The organism is Streptomyces sp. NPDC107765, from assembly GCF_055657085.1.
On sequence record NZ_JBVKBL010000009.1, the window covers coordinates 1 to 25,390 of the forward strand.

Here is a 25,390-nt window from a genome sequence, read left to right on the forward strand (position 1 = left end):
CAGCCCGCTGGGCATCGGTCACCGACAACGGCGGAATCTTCGGACCCGGACGACTCATACCCAACCAACGACGAATCTCCGACTCAGGTCACTAGCGGCGCAGCGCTTCCGCACCGGCGTACTGGGCGCTGCCGCCCAACTGCTCCTCGATGCGGATGAGTTGGTTGTACTTGGCGGTGCGGTCGGAACGGGACAGTGATCCGGTCTTGATCTGGCCGCAGCCGGTGGCCACCGCCAGGTCCGCGATCGTCGTGTCCTCCGTCTCTCCCGAGCGGTGCGACATGACGACGGTGTAGCCCGCCCGGTGGGCGGCGTTGACGGTGGCCAGGGCCTCCGTCAGCGTGCCGATCTGATTGACCTTCACCAGCACCGAGTTGGCGACGCCGGAGCCGATGCCTTCGCGCAGGAGGGTCTCGTTCGTGCAGAACACGTCGTCACCGGTGAGCTGGCAGCGCGCACCGACCCGCGAGGTCAGGTCCCGCCACCCCGTCAGGTCGTCCTCGGCCATCGGGTCCTCGATCGACACGATGGGGTAGGCGTCGATCAACTTGACCAGGTAGTCGGCGTGTTCGGCGGGGGTGCGCCGCACTCCTTCCCCGGTGTAGTCGTAGACGCCTTCGCGGAAGAACTCGGACGACGCCGGGTCCATGACCAGGCCGATGTCCGTGCCCGGGCGGTAGCCCGTGCGCTCGACGGCGGTCACCACGAAGTCGAGGGCCTCCTCGGCGGTGCGCAGGGCGGGGGCGAAGCCGCCTTCGTCGCCCACGCCCGTGGAGTGCCCGGCGGTGAGGAGGTCGCGGCGCAGGGTGTGGAAGATCTCGGACCCCATCCGCACGGCTTCGGCGAAGGTTTCCGCGCCGATCGGGGCGATCATGAACTCCTGGAAGTCCAGGGGATTGTCGGCGTGCGCGCCCCCGTTGACGATGTTCATCATCGGTACGGGCATCAGCCGGGCGTCGGAGCCGCCGAGGTAGCGGTAGAGCGGCAGGCGGTGGGCGGCGGCTGCGGCCTTGGCGGTGGCCAGGGAGACCCCGAGGATCGCGTTGGCGCCGAGCCTGGACTTGGTGGGGGTGCCGTCCGTGGCGATGAGGACGGCGTCGAGGCCGGCCTGGTCCTCGGCCTCGCGACCGGTGACGGCGGCTGCGAGCTCCGTGTTGACGTGGCGTACCGCGTGGTCGACGCCCTTGCCGTGCCAGCGGGCCGGGTCGCCGTCGCGGAGTTCGACGGCCTCGCGGGCGCCGGTCGAGGCGCCGGAGGGGACCGCGGCCCGGCCGATGGATCCGTCCGCCAGTTCCACGTCCACTTCGACGGTGGGGTTGCCCCTGCTGTCGAGGACGCGGCGGCCGGTGACGGAGGTGATGGCGGTCATGGGAGTCCTTCCCGTTGTCGCATGCGTGCCGGGTTCGGCTGCGGCGACGGTGGCGCTGGGCCCGGCACAGCAGACTCTACAGCAGTGCTGTGCAGTTGTGCTGTTTAGCTTTGCTGTTCAGTGCTGCTGTTCAGTCCCGCTGCGCAGTTCGGCTGTGCAGCTCTGCTGCGTTAAAATTCGGTATGCCGATTCCGGAATCCGCCGCCGTCGCCGCCGAACTGCGCACCGCGATGGGAAAGCTCACGCGGCGCGTGAAGCTCGAGGACCAGATGCCGCACGGCCAGGTGGCCGTCCTCGGTGCGCTGGACCGCAGCGGCGCGATGACGACCAGCGAACTGGCGGCCGATCAGCGGGTCCGCCCCCAGTCCATGGCCCGAGCCGTTGGACTGCTCATGGAGCAGGGGCTGATCACGCGCCGGGCGCATCCGACCGACGGCCGCAAGAGCCTGGTCGAGCTCTCCTCTGCGGGGCAGGCGCTGCTGGAGGAGGAGCGGGGGCGCAGGGCGGATTGGCTCGCGCGGGCGATCGAGGCGGAATTGACGGGGGAGGAGCGGGAGTTGCTGGCGCGGGGGATTGGGCTGGTGGAGCGGCTCGCGGCGCACTAGGTGTGCTGTCCCGGGGCGTCGGTGACAGGCAACCTGCCTTGAGTGGTCCTTCATTACGAGATGAGGGCCTTCTGACTTCGGTGTGGGTTCGGCTGTCCGCACCGCTCGCCGCCGCGCCCTGCGCATTGCCGCCGTGGCCCTGACCGCGGCCGCCGGCTTCACCCTGACTGCCTGCTCCGGCTCGGACGCCGGCGGCACGAAGGCCGCGAGCCACCCGGACACGGGCACGGCCGCCGCCGAGTCCAGCGGCGCGGGCTCCTCCGCCGGAGGGCAGGGTTCCGAGGCTCAGGCGGGCCCCAGGGCCAAGGCCGACGACAAGGCGGGCACCGCGGCGAGCCAGCAGTCGGGCAAGCAGTCGAGCAGCGCGCGCGCCTCGAACATGAAGGTCGCGTAGAGCGGCTACGTGCGTCGCCCCACGCAGTCACCCCGGAATGTCAGCCGGCGCGTTTTCTCGCTCGCTGAAGGGGCACACGCGATGTCAGTCCCCGGCTGGCCACCCCCGTCCAGCCGGGGACTTCGCTCCTTCGACAGCCCTGCTTGCGGCAACCGGGGAGGGGGTTGGGAACCGGCCGGCGAGCTGAACAGAAGCGTTCGCCGACGGTTCTCCGGGTCCCTCGACGCCTGCGGATCAGGCTGTGGCGATGCGCCGGCTTCCGCCTGGGCGGGGTCGATGAGGACGTGGGCCGGCATGCGTGGGGGGCGGCCAGGGCAAGGGCAAGGCCCCGCGGTGATGGGGAACAGGCTGGAGAAGCTTGCGCAGACCTTCGGAGCGTGGGGGACAGCGTCGAGCAGGCGGGTCATGAACCAATTGCCGGCCTTGACCGGCCCGACGGGCCGCGACTGTTCCCAGACACGGTCAGGGAGGGTTGTCATCAGCCATGACCAGGCGGTGAGGTGGGTCAGCCGCTGCTGGAAGTCCCGCCCGTCGAGGGGCATGCGGCTGCGCCGGCTGCGGAGCGTCTGTTCCAGGAGGCGGGCTTCGAGGGGCCGGGGCGGACGTCCGGGCCCTGCGGCGGAAGGCGGCCCGGTAGGCGCTCGGGCGGTGGCCGGTGTGGCGGGCGAAGAGGGCGGCGAAGGTGCCGGGGTCCTGGTAACCGACGGCCGCGGCGACGGCGGCGACGGTGCGGTCGGTGGTCTCCAGAAGGTGGCGGGCGCGGCGGACCCGGGAGGCCTGCAGATGGGCCAGCGGGCTGCGTCCGGTCTCTTCGGCGAAGCGGCGCAGCAGCGTACGGGTGCTGACCTGGAAGGCGTCCGCGAGCGCGGCGAGGTCGTACCGCTCGGCGAGGTTCTGGTCGAGCCGTCGCATGACCCGCTGGGAGAACTCCCGGCCGGGCTGGGGGAGGAGCCGCGGGTCGACGTACGGGGTCTGGGAGGTCCGCGCGTCGTCGACGAGCGCCAACCGTGCGGTGGTGCGAGCCACTTGGGCGCCGTTGTGCCGGCGGATCAGGTCCAGCGCGAAGTCGTACATGGCGCTGAAGGCGGCCGTGGTCGTCACCCCCGTGTCCGTGACGACCAGGTGCTCGGGCCGTACGTCGGCGTCCGGGCAGCGCCGGGCCAGTTCGTCGGCGTGCAGCCAGGAGGTGGTGGCCCGGCGCCGGTCGAGGAGTCCGGCCTCGGCGAGCAGGAACGCGCCGACGCAGAGGGAGACGACGGCGGTGCCGGCGGCGGCCTGCGCGCGGATCGCCGCGATCTCGGGGGCGAGCCGGGCGAGCCGCGCGTCGAGGTCCGTGTCCGGACGCAGTTCGAAACCGGGCACCACGAGGACGTCGACCGCACGCAAGGGACGGACCTCCAGGGTCGCGCCGCCGGAGGCGATGACCCGGCGGCGGGGCGAGACGACCGTCACCTGGTAGCGGGGCGCGTCCGGTCCGGCGACATGCCCGGCCATCGTCAACAGGTCGGGGACACCGAATACTTCGGACGCGAAGCAGTCCGGGTACGCCAGGACCCCGACCCGCAGCGCACCCGGCCCGACCCGCAAGGCACCCGGTCCGGCGTCCGGACCGCCACCGTCCTCCGCCTGCCGCGCCGCCTCCGCCATCGCTCCCGTACCCCCTTGGTGTCCCCGGCCCCGGGCCCGCCCGGTGTCCCCGTGCCCGGGTCGCCGGCCGCGTACCGCCGGCCTCCCACGCGGGTGGCGAGATTACCCCTGGCCTTGGCGATCCGGCCCCTCACCCGGCGGCCGGCGCCGGGACGAAGCTGGCTCCATGAGCGACGACGACGATCCGATCACCGACTTCGCCCGCCGGAGCGTGTCCGTGGAGGGGGTGGAGAAGACGGTGTACGTGGCCGGGGCCGGGCCCGCCGTCGTGGTGCTGCCCGAGATGCCGGGGATCAGTCCCGACGTCCTGCGGCTCGCGCGCTGGGTGCGGGACGCCGGCTTCACCGTCCATGTGCCCTCGCTGTTCGGGTCGGACGGCGCCTTCCCCACGGTCGAGGGCGGCCGGGAGGTCGTCCGCCGTGCCTGTGTCAGCGCGGAGTTCCGCGCCTTCGCCGGGGTGGCACCAGTCCGGTGACGCTGTGGCTGCGCGGCCTGGCGCGGCAGGCCCACACCGCGTGCGGTGGGCCGGGGGTGGGCGCGATCGGCCTGTGCTTCACCGGCAACTTCGCCCTCACCATGGCCCTGGAGCCGGCGGTGATCGCCCCGGTGGTCAACCACCCGTCGCTGCCGCTCGACGACCCCGGCGGACTCGAACTCGACGCGGCGGACGCGCACGCGGTGCGCGACCGGCTCCACCGTGACGGACTCACCGTCCTCGCCTACCGCTTCGAGGGCGACCGCTGGTGCACGGGGCAGCGCTTCGCCGCCTACCGCGCGCTGCTCGGCGACGCCTTCGACGGGCGCGTCCTCCCGGACAGCGCCGCCAACCCGGCCCCGCCGCCCTTCTTCGCCGACCTGGTCGGCACCCCGCACAGCGTTGTCACCGCCCACTTCGTCGACGAGGCCGGCCATCCCACGGTCCGGGCCCGCGACGAGATCCTCGCCTTCCTCACCGACCGCCTGCACCCGCACGGGCAGCGACCGCTGCCCGCCACCTGACCGGGCCCTGATCCGCCGGCCGCCGCTACCTCGCCGCGGTGTGCGGGTCGGCCCGTTCGGATCCCGCACGGGATCCGAACGGGCCGACCGTTACCCGGGCGGCCTCAATTCCACGGGTCGGTGAACGACCGGCCGGGCACCGGCTTGGCGATGACTGCGACGGCGATGAAGAAATTGACCTGGCCGATCGCGAACATCAGCGTGGCGAGCGCCTTGGCCTCATAGTGTTCCGCTGCCTGGGCATACAGCTCGTCGGAGACCCTCTCGCCGTGCGCGGACGGTTGAAGCACGGCTTCCACGAGTGCCAGCGCGGCACGCTCGGCACCGGTGAAGTACGGCGAGTCCTGCCAGGAAGCCACCGACGTGATGCGCTCCTCCGACTCCCCGGCCTTGCGCAGGAAGCCCGTGTGCAGAACCGTCAGGTAAGTGCTGCCGACGATCTGGCCGGCACGCAGCTGGACCAGACTGATCGTGGAGCGCGGTACCGAACCGTTCCCGGTGACCTTGAACAGCGCCGCCGACACCGCCGCCAGCTCGGGCACGAGCTCCGCAGGGTCCTCAGTCATCCGCGGAACCATCGGGACCTCCGCCGTGATCGAACGCGTTTCCATCGCCGTCTCCTTAGGGCTTTCGTGTTGCTGTCACTGCCCTGACGGATCGCGGCGGAGAAATGTGACCGATGGAAGACAGTCGTTTGTTCCGGCTGGAGATTGACCGTCGGACGGGCCCGGGGCCCCTGGTCCATCCTTCCCCGGAGACCTCCTTGCTTCAGTCAGTGGCGGGTGCGTGCGTCGTCGGCGCCGCGGCGTGGTGCCGTTGCCCAGGACGGACGCCAGGCCGGCTCGGGGACGGGCGTCAGGGTGGCGAAGTGGTTGATGATCGCCTGAAGCCCCGGGTGCGGATTCGTTCTGGGGAACATGAGGGAGAGCGGGTAGGCGAGCGTCGGGTTCACGATCGGGATGCGGCGTAGGTCGTAAGTCGTCGGCCAGATGTACCGGTCGCGCGCGCTGACGAGGGTGGCCACGTCGGCGGAGTCCGCGAGGGCGTCGAGGAGTACCTCGTTACCGAAGTTCGGGCCCGCCGCGTCGATGCGGAGGTCGAATCCGGTGGCGAGCTGGTCGTAGAACTCTCCCCATTCGCTTCGGGGCGCGATACCAGGCACCCAGATCCGGAGCTTGCGCAGTTGGGGTGGTGTCAGGGTGCGTGCGGAGGCGAGCGGATGTCTGGGGCCGACGAGGAGTTCCAGTGGGGAGTCGAAGGCGTGGATCATGCGCACGTCGCGCGGCAGCGTGGCCGGATCGGTGACGGTGCGGAACGAGGCGTCGAGTTCGCCTGCCTGGACGGCGGCGGCCACCTCGTGGGGGTCGTTGACCCTGAGGGTCACCACGTCGAGGTCGGTTTCGGGATGCGACCGCCAATAGTCGTGCAGAAGGACGGCCTGCGCGGTCCGGAAGCCGAGAACGTCGATCCGAAGGGCCCGCGAGCCCGGCGTGACCGCGGTGACGGCGCGATCGACCCCCGCGACGATACTCCGTGCGTGCGACAGGAACGCCTGGCCGTCGAGGGTCAGTTGAACCCCTCGGGCGGTACGGGTGAACAGGCGGACCTCCAGCTCGCGCTCCAGGGCGGCGATCCGCTTCGAGACCGCTTGTTGGGTCACGCCCAGCTCGTCGGCCGCGTGCTGCAACTGTCCGAGCTCGGCCGCCCGGACGAACGATCGCACTGCCTCGGTATCCATGGGTCCAGCCTAGGCCCACCCAACCGATCGTTGTGGCTCGACGGAAGGCGGTTGTTTGATCCTGCGCCCTTGTAGCCGATGTGATGCACGGACCCAAACATCGGTTGTTGCGGAGGAGTGTAGTGCGCGTGACATGGGGGTCCGGTTTCGGCTGGCTGTGGTCGGCGTACGCCGTCAGCACGTACGGCACGTGGATAGCCTTCGGAGCGTTTCCGCTCATCGCGGTCCGAGTGCTGCACTCGCCGGCGTTCGCGGTTTCGCTACTGGAGGCAGCCGGGCTTGCCGTCGCGGCGATCGTTGCGTTCCCGCTCGGGCCGTGGGTCGAGCACCGGGCCAAGCGGCCGGTGATGATCGCGATGGACCTGACTCGGTTCCTCGCGATGGCGAGTGTCCCGATCGCCTACTTCCTCGGCTTGCTGTCCTACGGCCACCTGCTGGTCGTCTCGGTCATCTCCGGCACCGCGGGCATCGCCTTCACCGCCGCATCCGGCGCGTACCTGAAATACCTCGTCCGCAGCGAGCACCTCCTTTCCGCGAACGGGAGATTCGAGGGCACGAGCTGGGTGGCGACCGCGGCCGGCCCGCCCCTCGGCGGCGCGCTCGTCGGGCTGCTCGGCCCGGTCATCACGGTCATGGCCGACGCCCTCAGCTACCTGCTGTCCGCGCTCGCGGTCCTGCGCATCCGCGGCGGCGACGTCGCGGCACCCCGCGACCCGGCCGCCAGGGCGCGCGGAGCCGACCTTCTTGGCGGCTGGCGGTTCATCCTCCACGACCGCGCACTTCGGCGCCTGTTCCTCAACTCCATCCTGGTCAGCGGCCTCATCATGGCCACCGTCCCGCTCCTTGCCGTCCTCCTGCTGGGCGCATACCACTTCCCGGCCTGGCAGTACGGTCTTGCCTTCGGCATCCCGGCACTCGGCGGCTTCGTGGGCGCCCGCCTCTCCGCACGCCTCGTGCAGCGTTACGGCCGGCACCGCGTCATGACCGCCTCCGGCTGGCTGCGGTCGCTCTTCCCGCTCGGTCTCGCGTTCATCCGTCCCGGCATCCCCGGACTCCTCACCGTGATCATCGTCGAGGGTCTGTTGATCACCTGTATGGGCATCTTCAACCCGATCTACGCCACGGAACGCCTGCAACGGACTCCCGCGGATCATGCCGCCCGAGTCCTCAGCACATGGAGTGTCAGCAGCAAACTCGTCCAGGCCGCTCTCATGGTGACCTGGGGCATCCTCGCCACACTCACCAGCCCCCTGGCCGCGATCACCCTCTCCGGCGTCCTCCTGCTCGCCACCCCGCTCCTGCTCCCCCAACGGACACACTTCTCCGCCCTCGAACCCACCGTGTCGGCCGCAGAGATCCCGGCCGCATGACGCACCACAACTCACGCAACCCACTGCAACTCACCTCAACGTCCCGCTCCCCCCCCGCGACGGTCGAGTGCGGCCCGGCGGAGGCTGCGTCCGGCCCTTCTATCTCTTACCTGCGTTGTTCCTAGAATGGTCGGGTGGAGGACATCGACGCGATCGCGGCGTTGCAGGATCCGGTCCGGCGCCGTCTGTACGAGTACGTGGTGGCACAGGGGCGTGAGGTCGGCCGCAACGAGGCCGCCGAGGCGGCCGGGGTGGCGCGCACGCTCGCCGCGCACCACCTGGACAGGCTGACCGAGGCCGGGCTGCTGGAGAGCGGCAGCCGCCGGCTGACGGGCCGCTCGGGGCCGGGAGCGGGCCGTCCCGCCAAGGTGTACACGCGGGCGCGGGCCGAACGGGCGGTGTCCTTGCCCGCCCGCGACTACCGCACGGCCGCCGAACTCCTCGCCGAGGCCGCCGAGCAGGCCGGGCTCGACGCCGGGCTCTGCGCGGCCGCGCGCCGCCGGGGCGAGGCCCTGCGCGGCTCGGCGGCGCCCTGCGGCGGCCTCGAAGAGGCCATGGCGATGCTGGCCGCCCGCGGCTACGAACCGCACCTGGAAAGCACCGCGGGCATCCCGGACGCCGAAGGCGCCAAAGAGGCGACCGGAGAAACCGCGGCGGTGGTGCGTATGCGCAACTGCCCCTTCCACGCCGTCGCGGAACGCTTCCCGCCGCTCGTCTGCGGCATGAATCTCGCGCTGCTGGAGGGGCTGTTCGGCACGGACGGTCCCGTCCGCGCCCGCATGGACGCCCGGCCGGGGGAGTGCTGCGTGGTGGTCGAGAGTTCTAAAAACAATTTTAGTTGACATAGAAAGTGGGCCAGTGCTGGGATGTGGCCATGACTGCATCCGTGCATGCCGCCCACCTCGCCCAGCTCAACGTCGCCACGCTGCTGCACCCCCTCGATGACCCGCGCATCGCGCCGTTCGTCGAGATGCTCGATCCGGTCAACACCGCCGCCGACGGCGCGCCCGGCTTCGTGTGGCGGCTCGTGGAGGAAGGCGCGGCCGACGCCACCGCCCTGCGTCCGGCGGGCGAGGACGTCATCGTCAACCTGACGGTGTGGGAGACCCCGGAGGCGCTGTGGGACTTCACCTACCGCAGCGGGCACCTGGAGGTGATGCGGCGGCGCCGCGAATGGTTCGAACGGCACGTCGAGGCACACCTGGTGCTCTGGTGGGTCCCCGCCGGTCACCTCCCGACCGTCGGCGAGGCTCTGGAACGGCTGGCGGACCTGCGGGCCAACGGGCCGTCCCCGCGCGCGTTCACCTTCGCCTCCTCCTACACCGCCGCCGAGGCCGCCCAGCACCTTCAGCCCGTGCCGCAGGGCCAGCCCTAGGCACTGTCCGGCAGGCCCCGCCGGAGCCATGGCCGGATCGCGGGGAGAGCCCCCGGTGCGCCCAGTGAAGTCCCCAACGCCCGTGGGCGGCCCCGGAGTTGTCCGGAGCCGCCCAGGGGTGCCTGCTGCCCGGTCAGCGGATCAGATGCACGGTGAGGTGCGTCTCCGTGTCACTGACGACGTCGCCGTGGACGGTGCCGTGCGCTGTGCGGTAGCGCCCCGTACCTCCGGTGATGGCGAGGTCGATGTCGCCGGGGCCGGCGGACGTGACGGTGAACCGGCCCTGAATGGTGAGCTGTCCCAAGGGGAGGGCGAGATCGCCCGCGCACTGCAGGTCGAACTCATCGGCGGGGGCGGTGCGGGTCAGCGTGCAGATCTCGCTGTAGGTGCCCACCGTGACGCTGCCGCGCAGGAGATTGCCGCTGATGACGAATTCGTCCCCCTGGCTGGGCCCGGACGACCCGTCCACGTCGATGAAACTGCCCTGCGTTTGCTGCGCGGTCAGCTGGAACACTTCCTCTCTCGGAGGGTAGTGGCCGCTGCTGGTACCGGCCGCGGCCGACGCCGGGTGCGGGCAGAGAAGAAGGGCCGCGAATCCGGTGGCCGCAACCAGGGTGATGCGCTTGAAGCTGAAGTGACGCACGATTTCTCCTGTGGGACTGGAAGGGAAATGCATGTGGCTAGGTGCGTGAAGGTGTCCTGAGGGTTTTTCATGCCGGGACCGGTATCGAGTGGTCGGCATGGCGACGCGGCTCAAGGGCCTGAGGTCGGGCGATCGAGCGCCCGGCCGACCGGGATCTCGCCGTGCCGGACCGGCTGCGGCGTCCGCCCGGACGGCGGGCGCGGGCGGGTCAGATGCCGGGTCCGGAAACGTAGGTGAACGCGCCGGCGGGAGTGCCGCCGGGGGTGGTGAGGGTGACGTCGAAGGTGCCCTCGGTGGCGCTGGGCGGGGACGTGGCGGTCACGGTGGTGTCGGAGATGACCGCGAAGGGCGCCGGATTGCCGTGGAAGGTGACCCGTTCGGTGTGGCTCAGACCGGTGCCCGTGATCGTCACCTCGGTGCCGCCGCTGGTCGGTCCCATGTTGGGGCTGATGCCCGTGACGGTGGACTGGTCGACGTAGCTGTAGGTCAGGCCGTCGGCGCTCCCGCCGCTGGTGCGTACGGTGACGGCGACGCCGCCCGGGGCCGGGGCGCGGGCGGCCCTGACGGTGACCTGGGTGTCGGAGACGCGTTGGATGACGGCTCGGGTGGTGCCGAAGTACACGTCGATCGCTCCGGCGAGGTTGCGGCCGGTGAGGACGATCTCCTGGTCGCTGCCCGAGACGGGACCGGCGTCGGGGCTGATGCCGGTGAGGGTGGGCACCGGCGCGTAGTAGAAGGATCCGAGGGTGCCGGTGCCGCCCGGGGTGGTGACCGTCACGGGGACGGCACCGGAGCCGGCGGGGGCGGTGACGGTCACCGATGTCGCCGTGTTGGCGGTGATGACGGCTCGGGCGGTGCCGAAGCGCACGGCGCTGGCGTTGGCCAGGTGATGACCGGTCAGCGTCACGGTGGTGCCGCCTGACGTGGGCCCCTGGTCGGGGATCACGGTCGTCATCATGACCCCGACGGTCCCGGCATTGGCGTTGCCCACATAGGCGCGTGTCCCGTCGGGGAAGACGGCGATGCCGGTGGGGCCGTCTCCCGCGCTCATGTTCTCGACGACGGTGCGGGTGGCGGTGTCGATCACACTCACCGTGTCGGGTTCGGCATTGCCCACGTACAGATGGGCGCCGTCGGGGCTCAGTGCCGGGAAACGCGGCTGGCCGCTGACGCCGATCGTGTCGGTGACGGTGTTCGTGGCGGTGTCGATCACGCTCACCGAGGAGCTGCCGGCGTTGGTGACGTAGACGCGGGCCCCGTCGGAGCTGACCGTCAGCAGGATGGGGACGTCGCCGGCGATGATCGTGTCGGTGACGGTGTTCGTGGCGGTGTCGATCACGCTGACGGAACCCGAGAAGCTCGCGACATAGGCGCGGCTCCCGTCCGGAGTGATCACGACACCGGTCGCCCCGGCCCCGACCGTGATGGTGCCGGTCACGGTGTTGGTGGCGGTGTCGATCACACTCACCGTGTCAGTGGTCTGCCGCGTCGCATAAACGCGCGTCCCGTCCGGGGTGACCGCCGCCATCGTCACTCCGGCGCCTACGGGGATGTCCGTGACGAGGGTGTCCGAGGCGAGGTCGAACACGCTGACCAGACCGTCGTCGTAGACGGTCACGTAGGCCCGGGTGCCGTCAGGGCTGATCGCCACGTCGGTGGGACCCGCTCCTGTGGCGATGGTGTCGGTGACGGTGTTCGTGGCGGTGTCGATCACACTCACGGTGTTCGAGCCCCGGTTGGCCACGTAGAGGTGGGCCCCGTCCGGGGCGAGGGTAATTCCCTCGGGGGTGTTTCCCACGGGAATAACAGCACCTGCAGCAAACGCGGCATTCAATGTCGAGCCGGGTGTCCGGGCAGGTTCCGGAGGTCGTAAAGCTAAGCCGAACATGACACTCCCCAAAACAGGCGGGACGATCTTTGTCCCGCACATGGAAATGTCTGCTCCGCCGCATGGGCAAACAGCGAGCAGTCAACCGGCCATGAATCTGGCCGGCTAATACACACGCAAACGGAGAGTACCCTTCCTGGGAAAGCGTTTAAAGGTCTCGGGGTAATTCCGATAATCGTTTTAAGGTGCGGGGGCGGGAAACTCGGCCGCGATCCGCGACCCACCGGCGGGCGGGGCCGCCGACCGGCGCCGCACGCCCTGGGGGTGACTTCCCGCTCCGCGTTTCGAAGAGAACTTGCCTGCCAGGCCGTTGCGTTCGGGACCGTCCCCTGTTGAGGATGGATTACCACGCACGGGACTCGGTGGGGTGACGGACCGGGTCCGGCAGGTTGTGTGTGCCGGACCCGGCGGTGTCAGCCATTCATGGCCGCCCAGAACTCCTCGAAGGACATCTGGCGATCGCCGTTGGTGTCGAGCGAGTCGATCAGTTCCTGCGCCTGCGACTCGGTGATCTCCGTGCCCTCCAACTCCGCGACGACCTTGCGGTATTCCTCGGCGGTGACCTGGCCGTCCCCGTCGACGTCATAGCGCTCGAAGACCTTGCGCGCCGCCGTCTCCACGATGTCTGCCATGTGCTCCGCCCTCCTGTGATCTTTACTGACGGGCCCAGACTATCCGCCCGCCCGGAGCCCGGGTCGGCGGGTTCTCGGCTTGTCAGGATTCAGGAACGCTGCTCAGCCGGAGACGGGTGATGTCGCCGGAGTGCTCCACCGTGACTGTCGCGACGAAGCCGTCTGCGGTACGAAGGGTGAAGACCGGATCGCTGTCCAACAGCAGTTGGAGAGCATCGCGTGCGTCATGCTCAAGCGGCGGCGAGACGACGGCGTTCCAGCCGTCGCCGTCGGATGCGGCAGCGACCCGGACAGGGATCTGTGCCAGGCAGGTGGAGCGATTGGCCCACCAAGCGAGCTGGGCCAAGCCCTCGTAACGGTCCATCCCATGAGGATATGCACCCCGGTTGTGCTCTGTGGCTCTGTGCGGGACACGGGGCCGCAACCTGGCCTGTGGTCAGTGCTGTCTCAGGGCGTTGGTTCGTCGTTGGTCGCGGCGTCGAGCCTGCGGCGGATGTGCTCAGTCGTGGGGTGCGTGGGGCCGAGGGCCGGCTCGGCGAGCTCCAGGGCCTGCCGCTGCAGGGCCAGCCCTTCTTGACGTTGGTGCAGGGAGAGCAGGGTCTGGGCGAGGTTGTGCAGACGTACTGCCAGCTCTGCGTGGTTTTCGCCCAGCGCCTTCGTGGTGAGGGCCACCGCTCGTCGAGCGTGCGGAAGCGCCTCTTCGAACCTGCCGAGTCGGTGCAGTGAGTACACGAGGTTGCTGGCGTAATTGGCGCAGGTGGGGTGATCCGGGTCGAGGGCTTTTTCGGCTGCTCTCAGTGCTTGCATCTTCAGGCGGTACGCGTCTTCGTGTCGGCCGAGTTCGTCGTAGGTCGTGGCCAGGTTGTTGGCGAAGACGGGGAAGTCGGGGTGCTCGGGTTTCAGGGTGGCCGTGGCGATGTCCATCGCCCGCTGTCCGTGTTCCAGAGCTTTCTGAAGCTGCCCGGTACGCCGGAGGCTCTGGGAGAGGTTGCTCAGCCGCAGCGCGGTGTCAGGGTGGTCCTCGCCCAGCACGTCACGGGTGATGTCCAGCGCTTGCCTGTCCAGGGCCAGCGCCTGTTCGTATTCGCCCTTGGCCGTGCGCAGGAGGGACAGATTGCCCAGACGGACGGCGGTGCTGAGGTGGTGGGGCCCGTATGCCTCCTGCGTGATGCGCAAGGCGTTCTCTGCGTGGCCCAGGGCGTCGTCGTAGCGTCCGATCGCCCTGAGGGTCGTGGCGAGGTTGCTCATCCGTAGTGCGGTGTCGGGGTGGTCGTCGCCGAAGGTGGTTTGGGTGATCTCCAGGGCCCGTCGTTCGAGTTCGAGGGCCTGTTGGTAGTGCGCGAGGGCGGTGTGGACGGTGGCGAGGTTGCCGAGGCGGATGGCGGTGTCGGGGTGGTCGTCGCCGAGGGCGGTCTGTGTGATCTCCAGGGCCCGTTGTCCGAGTTCGAGGGCTTGTGGGTAGTGCCCGAGAGCGGTGTGGACGGCGGCGAGATTGTCCAGGCGGGAGGCGGTCTCGAAGTGGTCCTCGCCCAACGCGTCGCGAACGATCTCCAAGGCCGTCTCGGAGGGGGCGAGAGCCTCTTGGTGGCGGCCCAGATGAGTCAGCGCGTGCCCCAGATTGCCGAGTGCGGCCGCCGTGCTCAGGTGCCGCTCTCCGTGGATCTCCTGGTGGATCCGCAACGTCGTCCGGAGCATGCGCTCGGCCTCGGCATACTTTCCGGCCTCGCTCAGAGTCACCGCGAGGTTGTTCATGTGGGTCAGGGTGTCGGGGTGCCTGGGGCCGTGGAGACGCTGGGAGAGTTCCAGGGCACGGTGGCGCAGATCCAGCGCGAGGGTGAGGCGGCTCCCGCGGGAGTGGAGGTACGTTCCCGTTCGTCCCATCAAGTTGGCGAGTTCGGGAAGCGGCTCGAGACCCTCCCGGTGGGCGACGACGGCTTCCACATGAGGCAGAATCCGCTCCCAGAGCGGCCAGCCGGTGACGTCGTCCGTGGCCGCCTCGGCGGGCGCCGCGTCGTCCAGCAGAGCGACCGCAAGCGCGCTGGCGTCACGTGTCCCCGCCAGGTCAGGAGAAGGCGGGCTGCCGCCCGCTTCGGCGCGCAGGACCGCCTGGAGCAGCCGGTGCACGGTCACCTCGTCGGCGGTCAGGGTGACCAGGCTGTAGGCGGCGAGCGTGCCCAGAGCCAGCGCCACACGCAGCCGTGAGGGCAGGGCACCGTCGAGCACCGTGCGGGGCAGCGGGTTGGGTGCGCAGTACGCGAGAACGCGGAGGAGCAGCACCGCGTCGGGGTGGCTGAGCCGGAGCGTGAGGAGTGTCACCGACCACAGACGGGCGATGGTCTTCTCCTGCTCGTCGTCCACGGGCAGCTGCTGGGCCAGCATTCCCACCAGGTCCTGGCGCAGCAGGGCGAGGTAGGCGCCGGGCTCCATCGCGGTCTGCGCCATGAAGGCACCGGCCTGCCTGAGTGCCAGCGGAAGGTAACCCAGGTCCGCGGCCAACTCGGTCAGCGCAGCGACCGCCTCCTTGTCGTTGCGGCCGGTGAGCTCCTTGAGCAGGGCCACCGCATGCTCGCCGTCAAAAGGACCGAGGTCCAGGAATTCGCTGCCCCGCTGCCAGGCCAGGGTGTGCCGGGTGGTGATCAGCACCTGACCGGTCGTCAGTCTGCCGAGCCACGGGCTGAGATGAGCGCTGTCCGCGACGTTGTCGAAGACCAGCACCCAGCCCGTCCGGGCCTCCAACCAGTGCGCCGCCCACGCGGCCGCCTCGGAGACCGGCAACGTCTTCACGAGCTCCCGGTCCAGCTCACCGGCCAGCCCGGCCAGGCCGGCCTCGATCGCGTCGGGGCCGATCGCGTCGATCCACCACACGGGGTTCTGGCCGGCCGCCCTCTTCGCCCAGGCGTGGTGGAGGGCCAGCGTGGTCTTGCCGGCCCCGCCCATGCCGCGCACGGTCACCGGCGGCAGTCCCGTGCCGGTACAGGGAAACGCTTTCAGGCGGTCCATCTCCGTCACGCGCCCGATGAACGGCTCCGATTTGCGCGCACGTAAGTTGCTGACGAGGACGGTGAGATCGGGTTTCCGTGGAGTGGCGGCTCTGGCGGAGGCCGCGCTCGAGCACAGCTCGTGCAGTTCTCCCTCGATGTACTCACCACTGAAGCCCAGCGCCTTCGCGATGGCCGCGACCGTGTGCCAGGACGGCGGCGGGTGGCCGTCGTTGAGCGCGTTGCTGACCGTCGTCCTGCCCAGCCCTGCGTTCCTGGCCAGGGTGCTGGTGGAGCCCTTGAAGCGGGCACCCATGCGTGCCTTCAGGATCTGTCGCAGGCGGCCCAGCGCCTGCGCACCGTCGTCGGCCGCCGCCTCGACATCCGTCATTCCCCGTCGCCCCCCCCGAGCCACCGTACGGATCTGTTCATCTTCGTACGGCTGCACCCTGCTGCACACGCGATTGGGCAAAGTCGCCGCATCGACCCCCGGTACAAGCAGTCGAAAAGGAGCCTGCCGTGCCCATTTCCGTCGTGGTGGCGGTCACTGTCCTCGCCGTCTCCGTTGCCGTGATCATCGCCGTGCTCGCAGCGGTGACCGCCGGCTTCCTCGCCCGCAGGGAGGGCGTATCCCCGGCAGCGGCCGTCAGCCGGGCGGGGATGGCCTTTGCGGCCACCCTGTCGCTGCTGGCGCTCTTGACGACCACCGTCAGCGACCTCCTCGGATGACCGCCGTGACGGGCCGCGCAGCGCCAGGTCCGTTCACCCCCGCGCCGCCGCGAGTCCCGCGCGTCCGATGGTCTCCTCCTTCGCGGACGCGCTTGCGGACGGCCCGGCCGGACGGTGTCGGCCGTCCAGCGCGGGCGCGTCGCTACGGGTTGATCCGGCCGGCCTTTTCGCTAGGCGCGGTAGCGGTAGCGGATCCGGCCGCGGGTGAGGTCATAGGGGCTGAGTTCCACGAGCACCCGGTCGTAGGGGAGTATCTTGATGTAGTTCTTGCGGATCTTTCCGCTGATGTGCGCGAGCACCGTGTGCCCGTTCTGGAGCTCCACCTTGAAGGTGGCATTGCGCAGACACTCGATGACGGTGCCTTCGACTTCTACGCCCCCTGCTGTTTTCGTCATGGTCTCTCACTTCTCTCGTTCTGTGGCGGTGTATTCAGCGGGAAACAAGTGCGGTGCGGTCGGGCGCGCTGCCATCGGGTCCGCTTCGGGCTCGGCTGGGCCGCTCGCCGCGATATGACGGAGCGTCAGCGGCGGACGAGCTCCAGGGTGCTGGCCGCGCGCCGGGAACCAGTGCTTTCGAACAGGGCGGTGGCCGCCGCGTTGGACTCATCCACCTCGGCCCATGCCGAAGCGGTCCCGGTGCGGTGCATCGCACCCAGCGTGTGGGCCAGCAACGCCCGGGCGATGCCGCGACGGTGGCTGTCGGCGCGGACGGCGATCAGGCCGATCCGTGGCTGCCGGGGCAGCGGCGCCACCCGGACCAGTCCCACGTACTGGTCACAGTGCCGCGCCACCGCGTACTTCGACGGGTCGACCACGGTCGTCCCCACCGGACGGGGCAGCACCTCGGCCGGCATCGTCTGCCAACCGACGGTGGCCTCGACCTCCTCGCGGATGATGCGGTCCAGGGCGCGCAGCGGGCCCTCCTCCGCCTGGCCGGCGGGCACGATCGTGACGTCTGAGGGGGGCTGTACCGAGCCGAGCCCGGTGACCTCCGGGGCGGTGGGCACGCGGTAGCCCCACTCGCGACGTGCGGCGACGAAGCCGGCCCGCTCCCAGGCGGACCGCGAGTCGTGATCGGCCTCGTCGACGACGGAGTACAGCGGTGTCGGCAGGTCCGCCAGCATTGCCTCGGCGATGCGGTCGAAGACCGCGCCGTGCCACGCGTCGATGCTGAGGAAGAGCCGGCCGTCGGGTCGGCGCGAAGCGTCGCCGCGGCCGACCTCCCGGTCGTCCTCCACGGCCAGCCACTGCAGGTCCGAAGCCCGCGTGACCACGACCGCGCGGTGGCCCGTGCCCGAAGTGGAATGCGCAAAGTTCATAGGTGTTGCCTCTCAGGAGTGCCTTGTCTGAGGCGCTCCCGGCGACACCTACGTCAATCGCCCACCGTGACGGCAAGGGGGAGCACCCACAGGGATACAGCCTTCATGGGTCTCACCTCCTCGCGATCTTTCACGGCTGCCCAGACGGTACCAGCGGGGCTCGGTGGGCCCAACCCATTTAGCGCGCACCCCATTTACCGGGGCACGGTCGGCCGCCCCGGACAAGGGTGCAACGCACTGCTCGCAGACCGACCGTGACTACGGCCACGAGGGGATCCCGGCTGATCAGTCGTCGCGGTCGGTGGCCGGGTGGGAGGCCACAACTCTGGCGGCGAAGCGTGCCAGTTGGTGCCGCAGCCGCTCGCGCGGCGTGCCCTCCTGGTCGGCCAGGCGCTCCACGAGGTCGGCACGGGTGGCGGCGAGCAGGGCGTGAGCGGTGAACGCGGCGTCGTTCAGGCCCGGGATCTGCTCCAGCGTGGAGCGGAGCAGGCCGTGCCACCGCTCGTAGTGCTCCGCCTGGTAGAGGCTGTTGCTCCCGCTTTCCTCCAGGGCCAGCGCGAGGCGCCGGTTGTCGAGCTTGAAGCACAGGATGGCGTCGAGCAGGGCGGGTACGCGTTCCTGCGGCGGGGTGGCGGGCCCGAGGGGTGGCGGGCCCGCATCCGCAGCCTCCCTGAGCGGTTCGAGTCGGGCCTCGTACAGCGCGCGGAGCAGGCCGGCGCGGTCGCCGAAGGCGCGGAAGAGCGTTCCCTTGCCGACCCCGGCCGCCGCCGCGATGTCGGCCATGGTGAGGTCCTCAGGGCGCTCGGCGCCGGCGAAGAGGACATCGGCGGCTTCGAGGACGGCTTTTCGGTTACGGGCGGCGTCCTTGCGGGGTTTGCGCTCGGCCACGTGGCTCCTCCATTGAAAAGCGGACCCGGAGTCCGTATCGTCGAACCGGACCCAGGGTCCGTATTCCATGAGACGGAGGATACCCGTGCCCCTACCCGCTTCGATTTCGCCCGCGGAGCTGTTCCGCCACAGCCTGCGACTCCTGCTCGACAAGGACATCCCCGGCTGGGTCGGCCTGTGGGCCGAGGACGGCGTGATGGAGTTTCCGTTCGCGCCCGCCGGCTGGCCCACGCGCCTGGAGGGGAGGGCGGCCATCGCCGGCTACATGGGCCCCTACCCCGACCGGATCGACCTGTACGACTTCCCCGAAGCCGACCTGCGGATCCACGAAACCGCTGATCCGCGGACCCTCGTGGTCGAGATGCGCGGTGTCGGCCGGCTGGTGGAGACCGACGGCCCCTTCGACATGACGTACATCGCCGTCGTCACCGTCGAGGGCGGACGCATCACCTCCTACCGCGACTACTGGAACCCCCTCGCCGTCCTCGAACCCGGCATCGACTTCGCCGGGAGCAGCCGATGAGCGCCACAGGCACCACTCAACTCACCGGTACCACGCTGGTCATCGGTGCCACCGGCACCACCGGCAGCCGCACCGCCGCCGCGCTGACGTCCGCCGGTCACGCGGTCAAGGCGGCCAGCCGCGGGGCCACACCGGTGCCCGGCGCCGAACCGGTCGTCTTCGATTGGTACGACGCCGACACCCATGACGCCGCCCTCGACGGCGTCGAGCGCGTCTATGTGATCCCGCCCGTGGGCGAGCCTGACCCCGCGGCCGTCGTCCTGCCCTTCCTGCGTCGGGCCCGCACCGCCGGCGTACAGCGCGCGGTGCTCCTGAGCGCCTCCTCCATCCCGAAAGGCGGGCCGGCCGTGGGCCTGGTGCACCAGGCACTGCCGGGCATCTTCGACGAGTGGGCGGTGCTGCGGCCGTCCTGGTTCATGCAGAACTTCACCGGCAGCCACCTGCACGCCCTCAGCATCCGGACCGACGGCACCCTCTGGACTGCCACCGGAAGCGGCCGGGTCGGCTTCGTCGACGCCGACGACATAGCCGCCGTCGCCGTCCGCGCCCTGACCGACGAGCACAGCCCCAACAACGATCTCGTCCTCACCGGGCCCGAGGCGCTGAGCTACGACGACATCGCCACGGTCGTCACCGAGGTCACCGGCCGGCCAGTCGTCCACCGTCCGCTGTCCTACGAGGAGATGCGCGACCGGCTCGCCGAGCTGATGCCCGAGGAGTTCGCCGTGCTGCTGGCCGGCATGGACCGGGCGATCGCCGAGGGCACGGAGGACCGGGTCACCGACTCCGTCCGGCGCATCACCGGGCGGCCCGCGCGCAGCTTTCGCGACGTCGCGGAGAGGGAGCTGCGATCAAGCAGTTGATGTGCCACGACGCCGGCGGTTCTGGTCCGAGACGCGGCGTGACCTCGACCGCCGCCGGGTGCTGCGGCCGCAGAAGTCCCCCGACGTCAGTGGCGTGCTCGCGGAGCGCCGCCCGGGTTTCCCCAGTCAGGGGCGGCGGCTCTGGGGTCCGGCGACGGCCGTACCGCAGGCTGTGTGCACGGTGGCCAGGGCGGTGACCACGCTCTGGGTCCACGACAGCATCGTGCGTTCGCGGAGCGCCGGATCGTCGCAGGCCGGCCGGCCGAAGGCACCGCATGAGCCCTGCTGGGCGAGAAGAAAGGCGAGCGCGTCGCGGGTGACGCGGTGCTGCGCCCGCCCGGCACGGGCCGAGTCCCGGACGATGCCGGCGATGTGCCCCAGGTGGTAGTTCTTGCAGGCAACGAGCAATTCAGCGGCGGACGTTTCCGGCACGGAAGGCGGCCCGTCGGCTCCGGCGTCGATCAGCGCGGCCGCACGCTGAGGAGCGATCAGCCCCAGTCCGGCGAGGCGTTGGACGTTGTGCGCCGCCTGTGGCGGAACCTTGTCGAGGAGTGCGACGGCGGCGGCGGTGGACTTGAAGAACCTGTCGAGTGACGGGCAGGTGAGGCCGTGCGCCCGCAGGCCGAACGCGAATTCACCCACGACCTCCATCCCGTGTCCCTGCCACACGTCCGTTTCCGCGTCCGCGAGACGTTCGGAGAAATCGAGGAGCAGGGGACGAGCGAGCTCGGGTTCGCCAAGAGCCTCGGCCGCATGCGCGACAGCCGCTGCGGCCGGCAGACATCCGGCCGGGTCGTTGCGCCGACCGGTGTCCGCCAGCCACACCACCGCCCGCCGCAGCGGCTGCTCCACGCTGAGGCGGGGCTGCGGTGCGGACGGTCGCTGCCGGCGGATCACCTTGGGGCTGCGGTCCAGGAGCGCGGCCAGGGCCGCGACGATGGTGGTGTGGTAGCCGGTGGCCCAGTGCCGGTACGCGTCGTCACCGTCGGCGAGTCCGGGGTGGACCACGCCGGGTGGTCCGTTGACCCGCCCGTCGGCCTCTTGTGCCGTCGCGAGGAACTCCCATGCCCGGCGGGCTTCCTCGGAGTCTCTCACCCCGAGGCACAACAGACAGCACAGAAGTTCTCCCACCAGGTCGGCATTCCCCTGGTCAAGGGTGAGAACGAGGAGTGCTTCGAGCAGTTCCACCGCCTCGCCCGGAACGAAGTCCCGGGGCCAACGCGGCTCGCGCAGACCGAAATCCGTGGCATAGAAGATCGTGTGGGTGATGGCGTAGATGTCGCGGTCGGCGAGTTTGACGACATTCGGCTTGTTGCAGAGCAAGGTGAACGGCAGAACCTCGTCCACGGCCGGCAGCGAGTGCCGGACACCGCACAACTCCAGGGTGTGCAGCAGATCGAGCTGCCGGTACGGGATACGCTCGAAGACCGTCGCGTACCCTCCGGCAGCGGCCTGAGTGAGGAGTTCCCGGAACTCCGGATCGTCGCGTCCGCAGAGCCGCAATGCCGCATAGGTCCCGGCGTACAGCAGAAGGGCAGCTTCGTCCCGGGCGATCAGTTCCCGATAGGAGGGACGAGCCGCGATCTCCTCGACCTGATCCAGCAGGGCCGTGTAATGGCCGTCCAAGGGTTCCGGGTCGAGGCGTGCCCGAAGCCCCACAAGGAACGCGGTCTCGATAAGGGCTTTACGGGCGAAGAGAACCCGGCCGGTGGCGGCTTCGGCCGGATTGATGAGGCCCCGGCGCGCAGCGAGCCAGGCGATTGCCCGGGTCTCCACCGCGCGCCTTTGTGACGAGCCGTCACCGGGTTGCGTCGTGTCCATCGGATGCCTCCCGGCGGTCGGCGCGGTCAATGGCTCAGTTGCCCGCAGCGCCGTCGTCGCACTCCGCGGCCTGGTTGGCGACCACAAGGACATACCGCTCCCAGGCGAGCACGTAGCCGGCCACGTCGTCGAGTTGGCTGACCTGGTCGACGACTTGCTCCAGCGGAATGCGGAGGTCGACAAGTCCGCTCGTCCGCAGGAAATCTAACGCTTTTCGGGCATCGACCGGAGGGGGAGGACAGGACATGGGTTACTCCTTCGGAGTGGTGCGGATGGATAAGACGAGTGTCGCGTTTGCGTGCTGGACTTGTCACGACTTTCGCCTGTCCCGGAAAAGGGACGATTCGATAGGCCCAGGTAAGTCACGTGTAACCCACGGAGAAATCACCCGGTTGGCTCAATGTTTCCGAAGGGTGCTTGGTTTCAGGTGGTGCGGTCGGGAAAGGACGAGCAATTCGCGACGGCAGAGCCGTGAGCGGGGCATCCTCAGCCCGTTTCCTTTTCCCACAACGTGGCGGTCAGCTCCAGCGTGGGATTGCCCACCCCGCTGCCGGGGAAGCCCTGGCCGTACCTCTCGCCGGCCCTGGTGATGGTCAGCTTGGCCACCCGGTCGTCCGTGGTGATCAGGCACCAGATCGTCCCGGCGGTGAGGTCCTTGGAGGAGACGGGCAGCGGGACGGCGCGTTCGTTGGCCGCGGCCCGGCAGGCAGTCGCCGTGGAGGTGCCGGGGTCGGCCTGGCCCAGCCGGGCCACCGTGGACGCGTCGTTGAGCTTGATGCCGCCGGCAGTGCCGCCGCCCTGGCCGAGACAACCGCCGTAGACCAGATCGACGTTGGCGTTCGCACTGCTGTAGGTGTCTCCCTGCGCCACCGTGGCGTTGTCCAGATCGAGGAGCTGATCGCCGCCGAAGCCGCACGACGGGCCCGGGACCACCAGGTGCTTGTTGCGGTACACCGCCTTCGGCTCGGACGGTGGGCGGTGGGACGGCTGGGTGCTGGGCGACGCCGCGATCGGCGTCTTCTCACCCTGGGGGGACGGCGCCGTGCCGTGCTGGGCGGTCGGAGTGCCCTGCGGCCCCGCCTTGCCCCCGCCCTCGCGGTCCTCGTCCCCGAAGGCGCCCGGCAGCCACTTGACCAGCGACACCGCCAGGAGCACCGTCGCCGCACCGGCCAGGGCGGCTGCGACCACCGCGCCGCGGCGCCGGGGGCGTACGGGAGCGGGAGTTGGCGGGCCGAGGTGGAACACCCCCGCCTCCGGGTGGTGCCGCGGGGGAGGGGGCGGGGGCGGCGCCGACGGCCGGGGAGGGGCCTCGGGCCGCGGTGGCCCCGCCGCCCGCTCCGACCATCCCCGTACCAGCGCCAGCGCACCCGCGTTCCCCGCCGCCCGCCGCTGCGGCCGCGGCAGCCCCCGGCCGTGCAGTTCGCGGTCGACATGGGCGTGGACCTCGTCGAGGGTCAGCGGCGCCGGGCGGGCCAGGGCGGTCAGCAGGGAGCCGGTGAACGCGGTGTGGGCGGCGCCCTGGGGGGCGTGGGCCGGTGTCGTCTTCGTGGAAGCGGTCAGCAGATACGTACCGGCCATCTCCAGCTGCCCGAGGGCCAGTCCGGCCGGCGAGGACATCGCGGAGATCGCCCGCCCGGAGAAGCAGCAGTCCAGCAGGAGCACCCGGTAGGCGGCACGCGCCTCGCTCACATTGCGTTTGACCAGCTCGATCGGCACGGCGGAGAAGCCGGCCTGGTCGATGTCGGTGTGCCGCAGGCCCAGGTGCAGCAGCCCGTCGTCGTCCAGCACCCCGTGCCCGGCGTAGTAGACCAGCAGGAGGTCGTCCGCCTCGCGTACCGCCCACCTCAGCGCCGCGCCGACAGTGGCCTGGTCCGCGGGGTCGGACACCACGCGGCAGTGTTCGGGGGCCAGCAGACCGTGCGCGGGGTGCGTCAGCGCGGCCTGGAGCGCCCGGAGGTTCGCCTCCACGGCGGGCATGTCGGGCAGTTCGGCGCTGCTGAAGCGGCTGGTTCCGATGAGCACGGCCCGGCTGGTGGGACCGTGCGGAAGTCTCGGACCGGCCGTCTGCCCGCTCATTCTCCCCGCCCCGCGGGGTGCGCGCCGGCCCCCTGCCCGCCAGGGGGCGCTTCGGGCCGTTCGGCGAGCGAACGGAACACCTCCTGCGCCTCGCGGATCACCGCCCGTTCGTCGGTGGCGCGTTTGACGTCGAGGGTGACCTTACGGCCGTCGCCCGCCTCCAATGTGACGGCGACGTCGCTGCGACGGCTGGTGAGCCAGGCACACAGCGGGGCGACCAGCCCCACGATGCCGCCCGAGCCCAGGATGACGGTCAGCGCGTCCGCGCCGCCGCCCATGTGGCCGGGCGGCGGCGGAGTGTGCCGCCGGTGCACCCGGCCGCGCAGCTCGTCGTCGGCCGACAGCCATTGGTGCAGCGCCCGTAAGCCCGCTTCGGCGTCCGGCGCATCGACGGTCAGTGTCAGTTCCCCCATGGCGGCATCTCCCCACAGCCCCATCCGTCTCCCGCAGAGCGGTGGCCACGGCAGGTGGCCGCTGCCATCCTGGCACGATCAGGGGGCGCCGATGCCCCGTTTCCCCGTCCCGGCCGACGCTCGCAGACCGGCCCCTCTCCCCGTACCGGACCTCCGCCTCGCCGCCCGTCACCGGCACGGTGAACCCGCACCCCAGAACCTTGCCCGGGCCGCGCGGCCCGGCGGTCTCCAGCGGTCCGCGAGGGCCCCGACGGGCAGCGGTCCGTGGCCGGAGGTGGCGGTCTCCCCGGGCTGCGGCGGCGCGTACCGGAGCCAGGGCGGTCCTCGGCCTCCAGTCGGACGAACCAGGCGTCGCCGGGCCTCCGACACGGCGATCCGCTGCCGTTGTTGCGGAGTGCTCGCCTCGGTCCGGTCCAGGGCGCCGGTCAGTCGCGATCACCTGTGTGGTAGCACTGCGTGCATGAAGGGCAAGTCCACCGAACGCGCTGGTTATCACCATGGCGACCTCCCCGCCGCGCTCACCGCGGCGGCCATCGAGCTCCTGGACGAGCGCGGGACGGAGCAGGTGACCGTACGGGAAGTCGCGCGCCGGGCAGGGGTGTCGCCAGGAGCGCCGTTTCGGCATTTCGCGGACCGTCAGGCGCTGCTGACCGCGGTCGCCGACCGCATCCTCGCCGACTTCGGGGAGTGGCAGCGCGGCACGGTCGCAGACGCCGAGGGTTCCAAGATGCGTGCGTTCGGCCTGGGCTTCGTCCGTTACGCGATCCGCTACCCGCGCCGCTTCGAACTGCTCAAAACCAGGGTGTTCAGCGCCAGTCGGCCCGCCGAACTGCAACAGCGTCTGTCTGACATCGAGCGGGCCTTCGCCGACATCATCGTCGCCGACCAGGAAGCCGGTGTACTGCGTCCCGGCGATCCCGCACTGGTGGGTCTCGCGGGTCAGGCGATCGTCTACGGCCTGTCCCAGATGATCGTGGACGGGTATCTGCCGCCGAATCGGGCGGAGCAGCTGGCCGTGCAGGTTCTGGACACCTTGGGCTTCGGCATCGCCAACTGAGCGGGTTCCGCAGGGCCTTGACCGCCCCTCCGCGCGCTGATGTAATCAGTGATTACATCAGTCG

27 protein-coding genes are annotated in these 25,390 nt (G+C 70.4%); 11 read left to right on the plus strand and 16 right to left on the minus strand.

Annotated features, from left to right (window positions below):
* Positions 1 to 91: 91 nt before the first annotated feature.
* Positions 92 to 1,369, minus strand: coding sequence for a phosphopyruvate hydratase (eno, locus tag ACZ7MX_RS22125; protein ID WP_472134566.1), 1,278 nt, complete (start codon positions 1,367 to 1,369; stop codon positions 92 to 94).
* A gap of 182 nt (positions 1,370 to 1,551) precedes the next feature.
* Here eno and ACZ7MX_RS22130 point away from each other — a divergent pair, with 182 nt between their 5' ends.
* Together ACZ7MX_RS22130 and ACZ7MX_RS22135 are read left to right on the plus strand one after the other, a co-directional pair.
* Positions 1,552 to 1,974, plus strand: a complete 423-nt coding sequence (locus ACZ7MX_RS22130; protein ID WP_030410160.1) for a MarR family winged helix-turn-helix transcriptional regulator — start codon at positions 1,552 to 1,554, stop codon at positions 1,972 to 1,974.
* An 82-nt stretch (positions 1,975 to 2,056) separates the two neighbouring features.
* Positions 2,057 to 2,368, plus strand: a complete 312-nt coding sequence (locus tag ACZ7MX_RS22135) for a hypothetical protein (protein WP_472134569.1) — start codon at positions 2,057 to 2,059, stop codon at positions 2,366 to 2,368.
* A 462-nt stretch (positions 2,369 to 2,830) separates the two neighbouring features.
* Here ACZ7MX_RS22135 and ACZ7MX_RS22140 read toward each other — a convergent pair whose 3' ends face one another.
* Positions 2,831 to 4,015 carry a GlxA family transcriptional regulator gene (locus tag ACZ7MX_RS22140; RefSeq protein WP_472134571.1) on the minus strand — a complete coding sequence of 395 codons (1,185 nt, stop codon included), beginning with the start codon at positions 4,013 to 4,015 and terminating at the stop codon, positions 2,831 to 2,833.
* A gap of 166 nt (positions 4,016 to 4,181) precedes the next feature.
* On the opposite strand from ACZ7MX_RS22140, the gene ACZ7MX_RS22145 reads away from it, so the two are divergent.
* Complete coding sequence (locus ACZ7MX_RS22145; protein WP_472134573.1) at positions 4,182 to 4,490, plus strand: hypothetical protein; 309 nt, start codon at positions 4,182 to 4,184, stop codon at positions 4,488 to 4,490.
* Positions 4,487 to 5,014: a hypothetical protein gene (locus ACZ7MX_RS22150; RefSeq protein ID WP_472134575.1), complete on the plus strand. Its 528-nt coding sequence runs from the start codon at positions 4,487 to 4,489 to the stop codon at positions 5,012 to 5,014. The genes ACZ7MX_RS22145 and ACZ7MX_RS22150 overlap by 4 nt, the downstream gene beginning before the upstream one ends.
* Positions 5,015 to 5,118: 104 nt before the next feature.
* Here the strand turns inward: ACZ7MX_RS22150 and ACZ7MX_RS22155 are convergent, their stop codons facing one another.
* Together ACZ7MX_RS22155 and ACZ7MX_RS22160 are read right to left on the minus strand one after the other, a co-directional pair.
* A complete protein-coding gene (locus ACZ7MX_RS22155) occupies positions 5,119 to 5,625 on the minus strand; it encodes a carboxymuconolactone decarboxylase family protein (RefSeq protein WP_472134577.1) in 507 nt (168 codons plus the stop codon).
* Between the two features lie 161 nt (positions 5,626 to 5,786).
* On the minus strand, positions 5,787 to 6,752 hold the full coding sequence (locus ACZ7MX_RS22160) for a LysR family transcriptional regulator (RefSeq protein WP_472134579.1): 966 nt from the start codon (positions 6,750 to 6,752) through the stop codon (positions 5,787 to 5,789).
* Positions 6,753 to 6,835: 83 nt separating this feature from the next.
* On the opposite strand from ACZ7MX_RS22160, the gene ACZ7MX_RS22165 reads away from it, so the two are divergent.
* From ACZ7MX_RS22165 to ACZ7MX_RS22175, 3 genes are all read left to right on the plus strand, one after another.
* A complete protein-coding gene (locus ACZ7MX_RS22165; protein ID WP_472134581.1) occupies positions 6,836 to 8,122 on the plus strand; it encodes an MFS transporter in 1,287 nt (428 codons plus the stop codon).
* 134 nt (positions 8,123 to 8,256) lie between these two features.
* Positions 8,257 to 8,964 carry a helix-turn-helix transcriptional regulator gene (locus ACZ7MX_RS22170; protein WP_472134583.1) on the plus strand — a complete coding sequence of 236 codons (708 nt, stop codon included), beginning with the start codon at positions 8,257 to 8,259 and terminating at the stop codon, positions 8,962 to 8,964.
* Positions 8,965 to 8,996: 32 nt separating this feature from the next.
* Complete coding sequence (locus tag ACZ7MX_RS22175) at positions 8,997 to 9,497, plus strand: DUF3291 domain-containing protein (protein WP_472134585.1); 501 nt, start codon at positions 8,997 to 8,999, stop codon at positions 9,495 to 9,497.
* Positions 9,498 to 9,630: 133 nt separating this feature from the next.
* On the opposite strand, the gene ACZ7MX_RS22180 is transcribed toward ACZ7MX_RS22175, so the two are convergent.
* The 5 genes from ACZ7MX_RS22180 to fxsT form a co-directional block, all read right to left on the minus strand.
* Positions 9,631 to 10,140, minus strand: a complete 510-nt coding sequence (locus tag ACZ7MX_RS22180; protein ID WP_472134587.1) for an allene oxide cyclase barrel-like domain-containing protein — start codon at positions 10,138 to 10,140, stop codon at positions 9,631 to 9,633.
* 208 nt (positions 10,141 to 10,348) lie between these two features.
* Positions 10,349 to 11,938 (minus strand): IPT/TIG domain-containing protein, encoded by a 1,590-nt coding sequence (locus tag ACZ7MX_RS22185; protein ID WP_472134589.1) that lies wholly within the window; start codon positions 11,936 to 11,938, stop codon positions 10,349 to 10,351.
* Between the two features lie 503 nt (positions 11,939 to 12,441).
* Entirely contained in the window at positions 12,442 to 12,660 is a 219-nt protein-coding gene (locus ACZ7MX_RS22190) for an EF-hand domain-containing protein (RefSeq protein WP_472134591.1), read from the minus strand.
* Positions 12,661 to 12,742: 82 nt separating this feature from the next.
* On the minus strand, positions 12,743 to 13,024 hold the full coding sequence (locus ACZ7MX_RS22195) for a hypothetical protein (protein ID WP_472134593.1): 282 nt from the start codon (positions 13,022 to 13,024) through the stop codon (positions 12,743 to 12,745).
* Positions 13,025 to 13,107: 83 nt separating this feature from the next.
* Complete coding sequence (fxsT, locus tag ACZ7MX_RS22200) at positions 13,108 to 16,029, minus strand: FxSxx-COOH system tetratricopeptide repeat protein (protein WP_472134595.1); 2,922 nt, start codon at positions 16,027 to 16,029, stop codon at positions 13,108 to 13,110.
* Positions 16,030 to 16,157: 128 nt separating this feature from the next.
* Between fxsT and ACZ7MX_RS22205 the strand changes: the two genes are divergently transcribed.
* On the plus strand, positions 16,158 to 16,367 hold the full coding sequence (locus ACZ7MX_RS22205) for a hypothetical protein (RefSeq protein ID WP_472134597.1): 210 nt from the start codon (positions 16,158 to 16,160) through the stop codon (positions 16,365 to 16,367).
* Positions 16,368 to 16,537: 170 nt separating this feature from the next.
* On the opposite strand, the gene infA is transcribed toward ACZ7MX_RS22205, so the two are convergent.
* The 3 genes from infA to ACZ7MX_RS22220 form a co-directional block, all read right to left on the minus strand.
* Positions 16,538 to 16,762, minus strand: a complete 225-nt coding sequence (gene infA, locus ACZ7MX_RS22210; protein ID WP_472134599.1) for a translation initiation factor IF-1 — start codon at positions 16,760 to 16,762, stop codon at positions 16,538 to 16,540.
* A 125-nt stretch (positions 16,763 to 16,887) separates the two neighbouring features.
* Complete coding sequence (locus ACZ7MX_RS22215; RefSeq protein ID WP_472134601.1) at positions 16,888 to 17,685, minus strand: GNAT family N-acetyltransferase; 798 nt, start codon at positions 17,683 to 17,685, stop codon at positions 16,888 to 16,890.
* 285 nt (positions 17,686 to 17,970) lie between these two features.
* Entirely contained in the window at positions 17,971 to 18,573 is a 603-nt protein-coding gene (locus ACZ7MX_RS22220) for a TetR/AcrR family transcriptional regulator (RefSeq protein WP_472134603.1), read from the minus strand.
* An 85-nt stretch (positions 18,574 to 18,658) separates the two neighbouring features.
* On the opposite strand from ACZ7MX_RS22220, the gene ACZ7MX_RS22225 reads away from it, so the two are divergent.
* On the plus strand, positions 18,659 to 19,096 hold the full coding sequence (locus tag ACZ7MX_RS22225) for a nuclear transport factor 2 family protein (protein ID WP_472134605.1): 438 nt from the start codon (positions 18,659 to 18,661) through the stop codon (positions 19,094 to 19,096).
* The gene (locus tag ACZ7MX_RS22230) at positions 19,093 to 19,959 is read left to right on the plus strand and encodes an NmrA family NAD(P)-binding protein (protein WP_472134607.1); all 867 of its coding nucleotides are present in this window, start codon (positions 19,093 to 19,095) and stop codon (positions 19,957 to 19,959) included. Before ACZ7MX_RS22225 ends, ACZ7MX_RS22230 begins: the two co-directional genes overlap by 4 nt.
* Before the next feature lie 126 nt (positions 19,960 to 20,085).
* Here ACZ7MX_RS22230 and ACZ7MX_RS22235 read toward each other — a convergent pair whose 3' ends face one another.
* From ACZ7MX_RS22235 to ACZ7MX_RS22250, 4 genes are all read right to left on the minus strand, one after another.
* Positions 20,086 to 21,780, minus strand: coding sequence for a DUF6895 family protein (locus ACZ7MX_RS22235; RefSeq protein ID WP_472134609.1), 1,695 nt, complete (start codon positions 21,778 to 21,780; stop codon positions 20,086 to 20,088).
* 34 nt (positions 21,781 to 21,814) lie between these two features.
* Positions 21,815 to 22,027 carry a hypothetical protein gene (locus ACZ7MX_RS22240; RefSeq protein WP_472134611.1) on the minus strand — a complete coding sequence of 71 codons (213 nt, stop codon included), beginning with the start codon at positions 22,025 to 22,027 and terminating at the stop codon, positions 21,815 to 21,817.
* A gap of 239 nt (positions 22,028 to 22,266) precedes the next feature.
* On the minus strand, positions 22,267 to 23,802 hold the full coding sequence (locus ACZ7MX_RS22245) for a caspase family protein (RefSeq protein WP_472134613.1): 1,536 nt from the start codon (positions 23,800 to 23,802) through the stop codon (positions 22,267 to 22,269).
* Between the two features lie 50 nt (positions 23,803 to 23,852).
* Complete coding sequence (locus ACZ7MX_RS22250) at positions 23,853 to 24,269, minus strand: effector-associated constant component EACC1 (protein WP_472134615.1); 417 nt, start codon at positions 24,267 to 24,269, stop codon at positions 23,853 to 23,855.
* Between the two features lie 460 nt (positions 24,270 to 24,729).
* Here ACZ7MX_RS22250 and ACZ7MX_RS22255 point away from each other — a divergent pair, with 460 nt between their 5' ends.
* Positions 24,730 to 25,326 (plus strand): TetR/AcrR family transcriptional regulator, encoded by a 597-nt coding sequence (locus tag ACZ7MX_RS22255; RefSeq protein WP_472134617.1) that lies wholly within the window; start codon positions 24,730 to 24,732, stop codon positions 25,324 to 25,326.
* Positions 25,327 to 25,390: the final 64 nt, after the last annotated feature.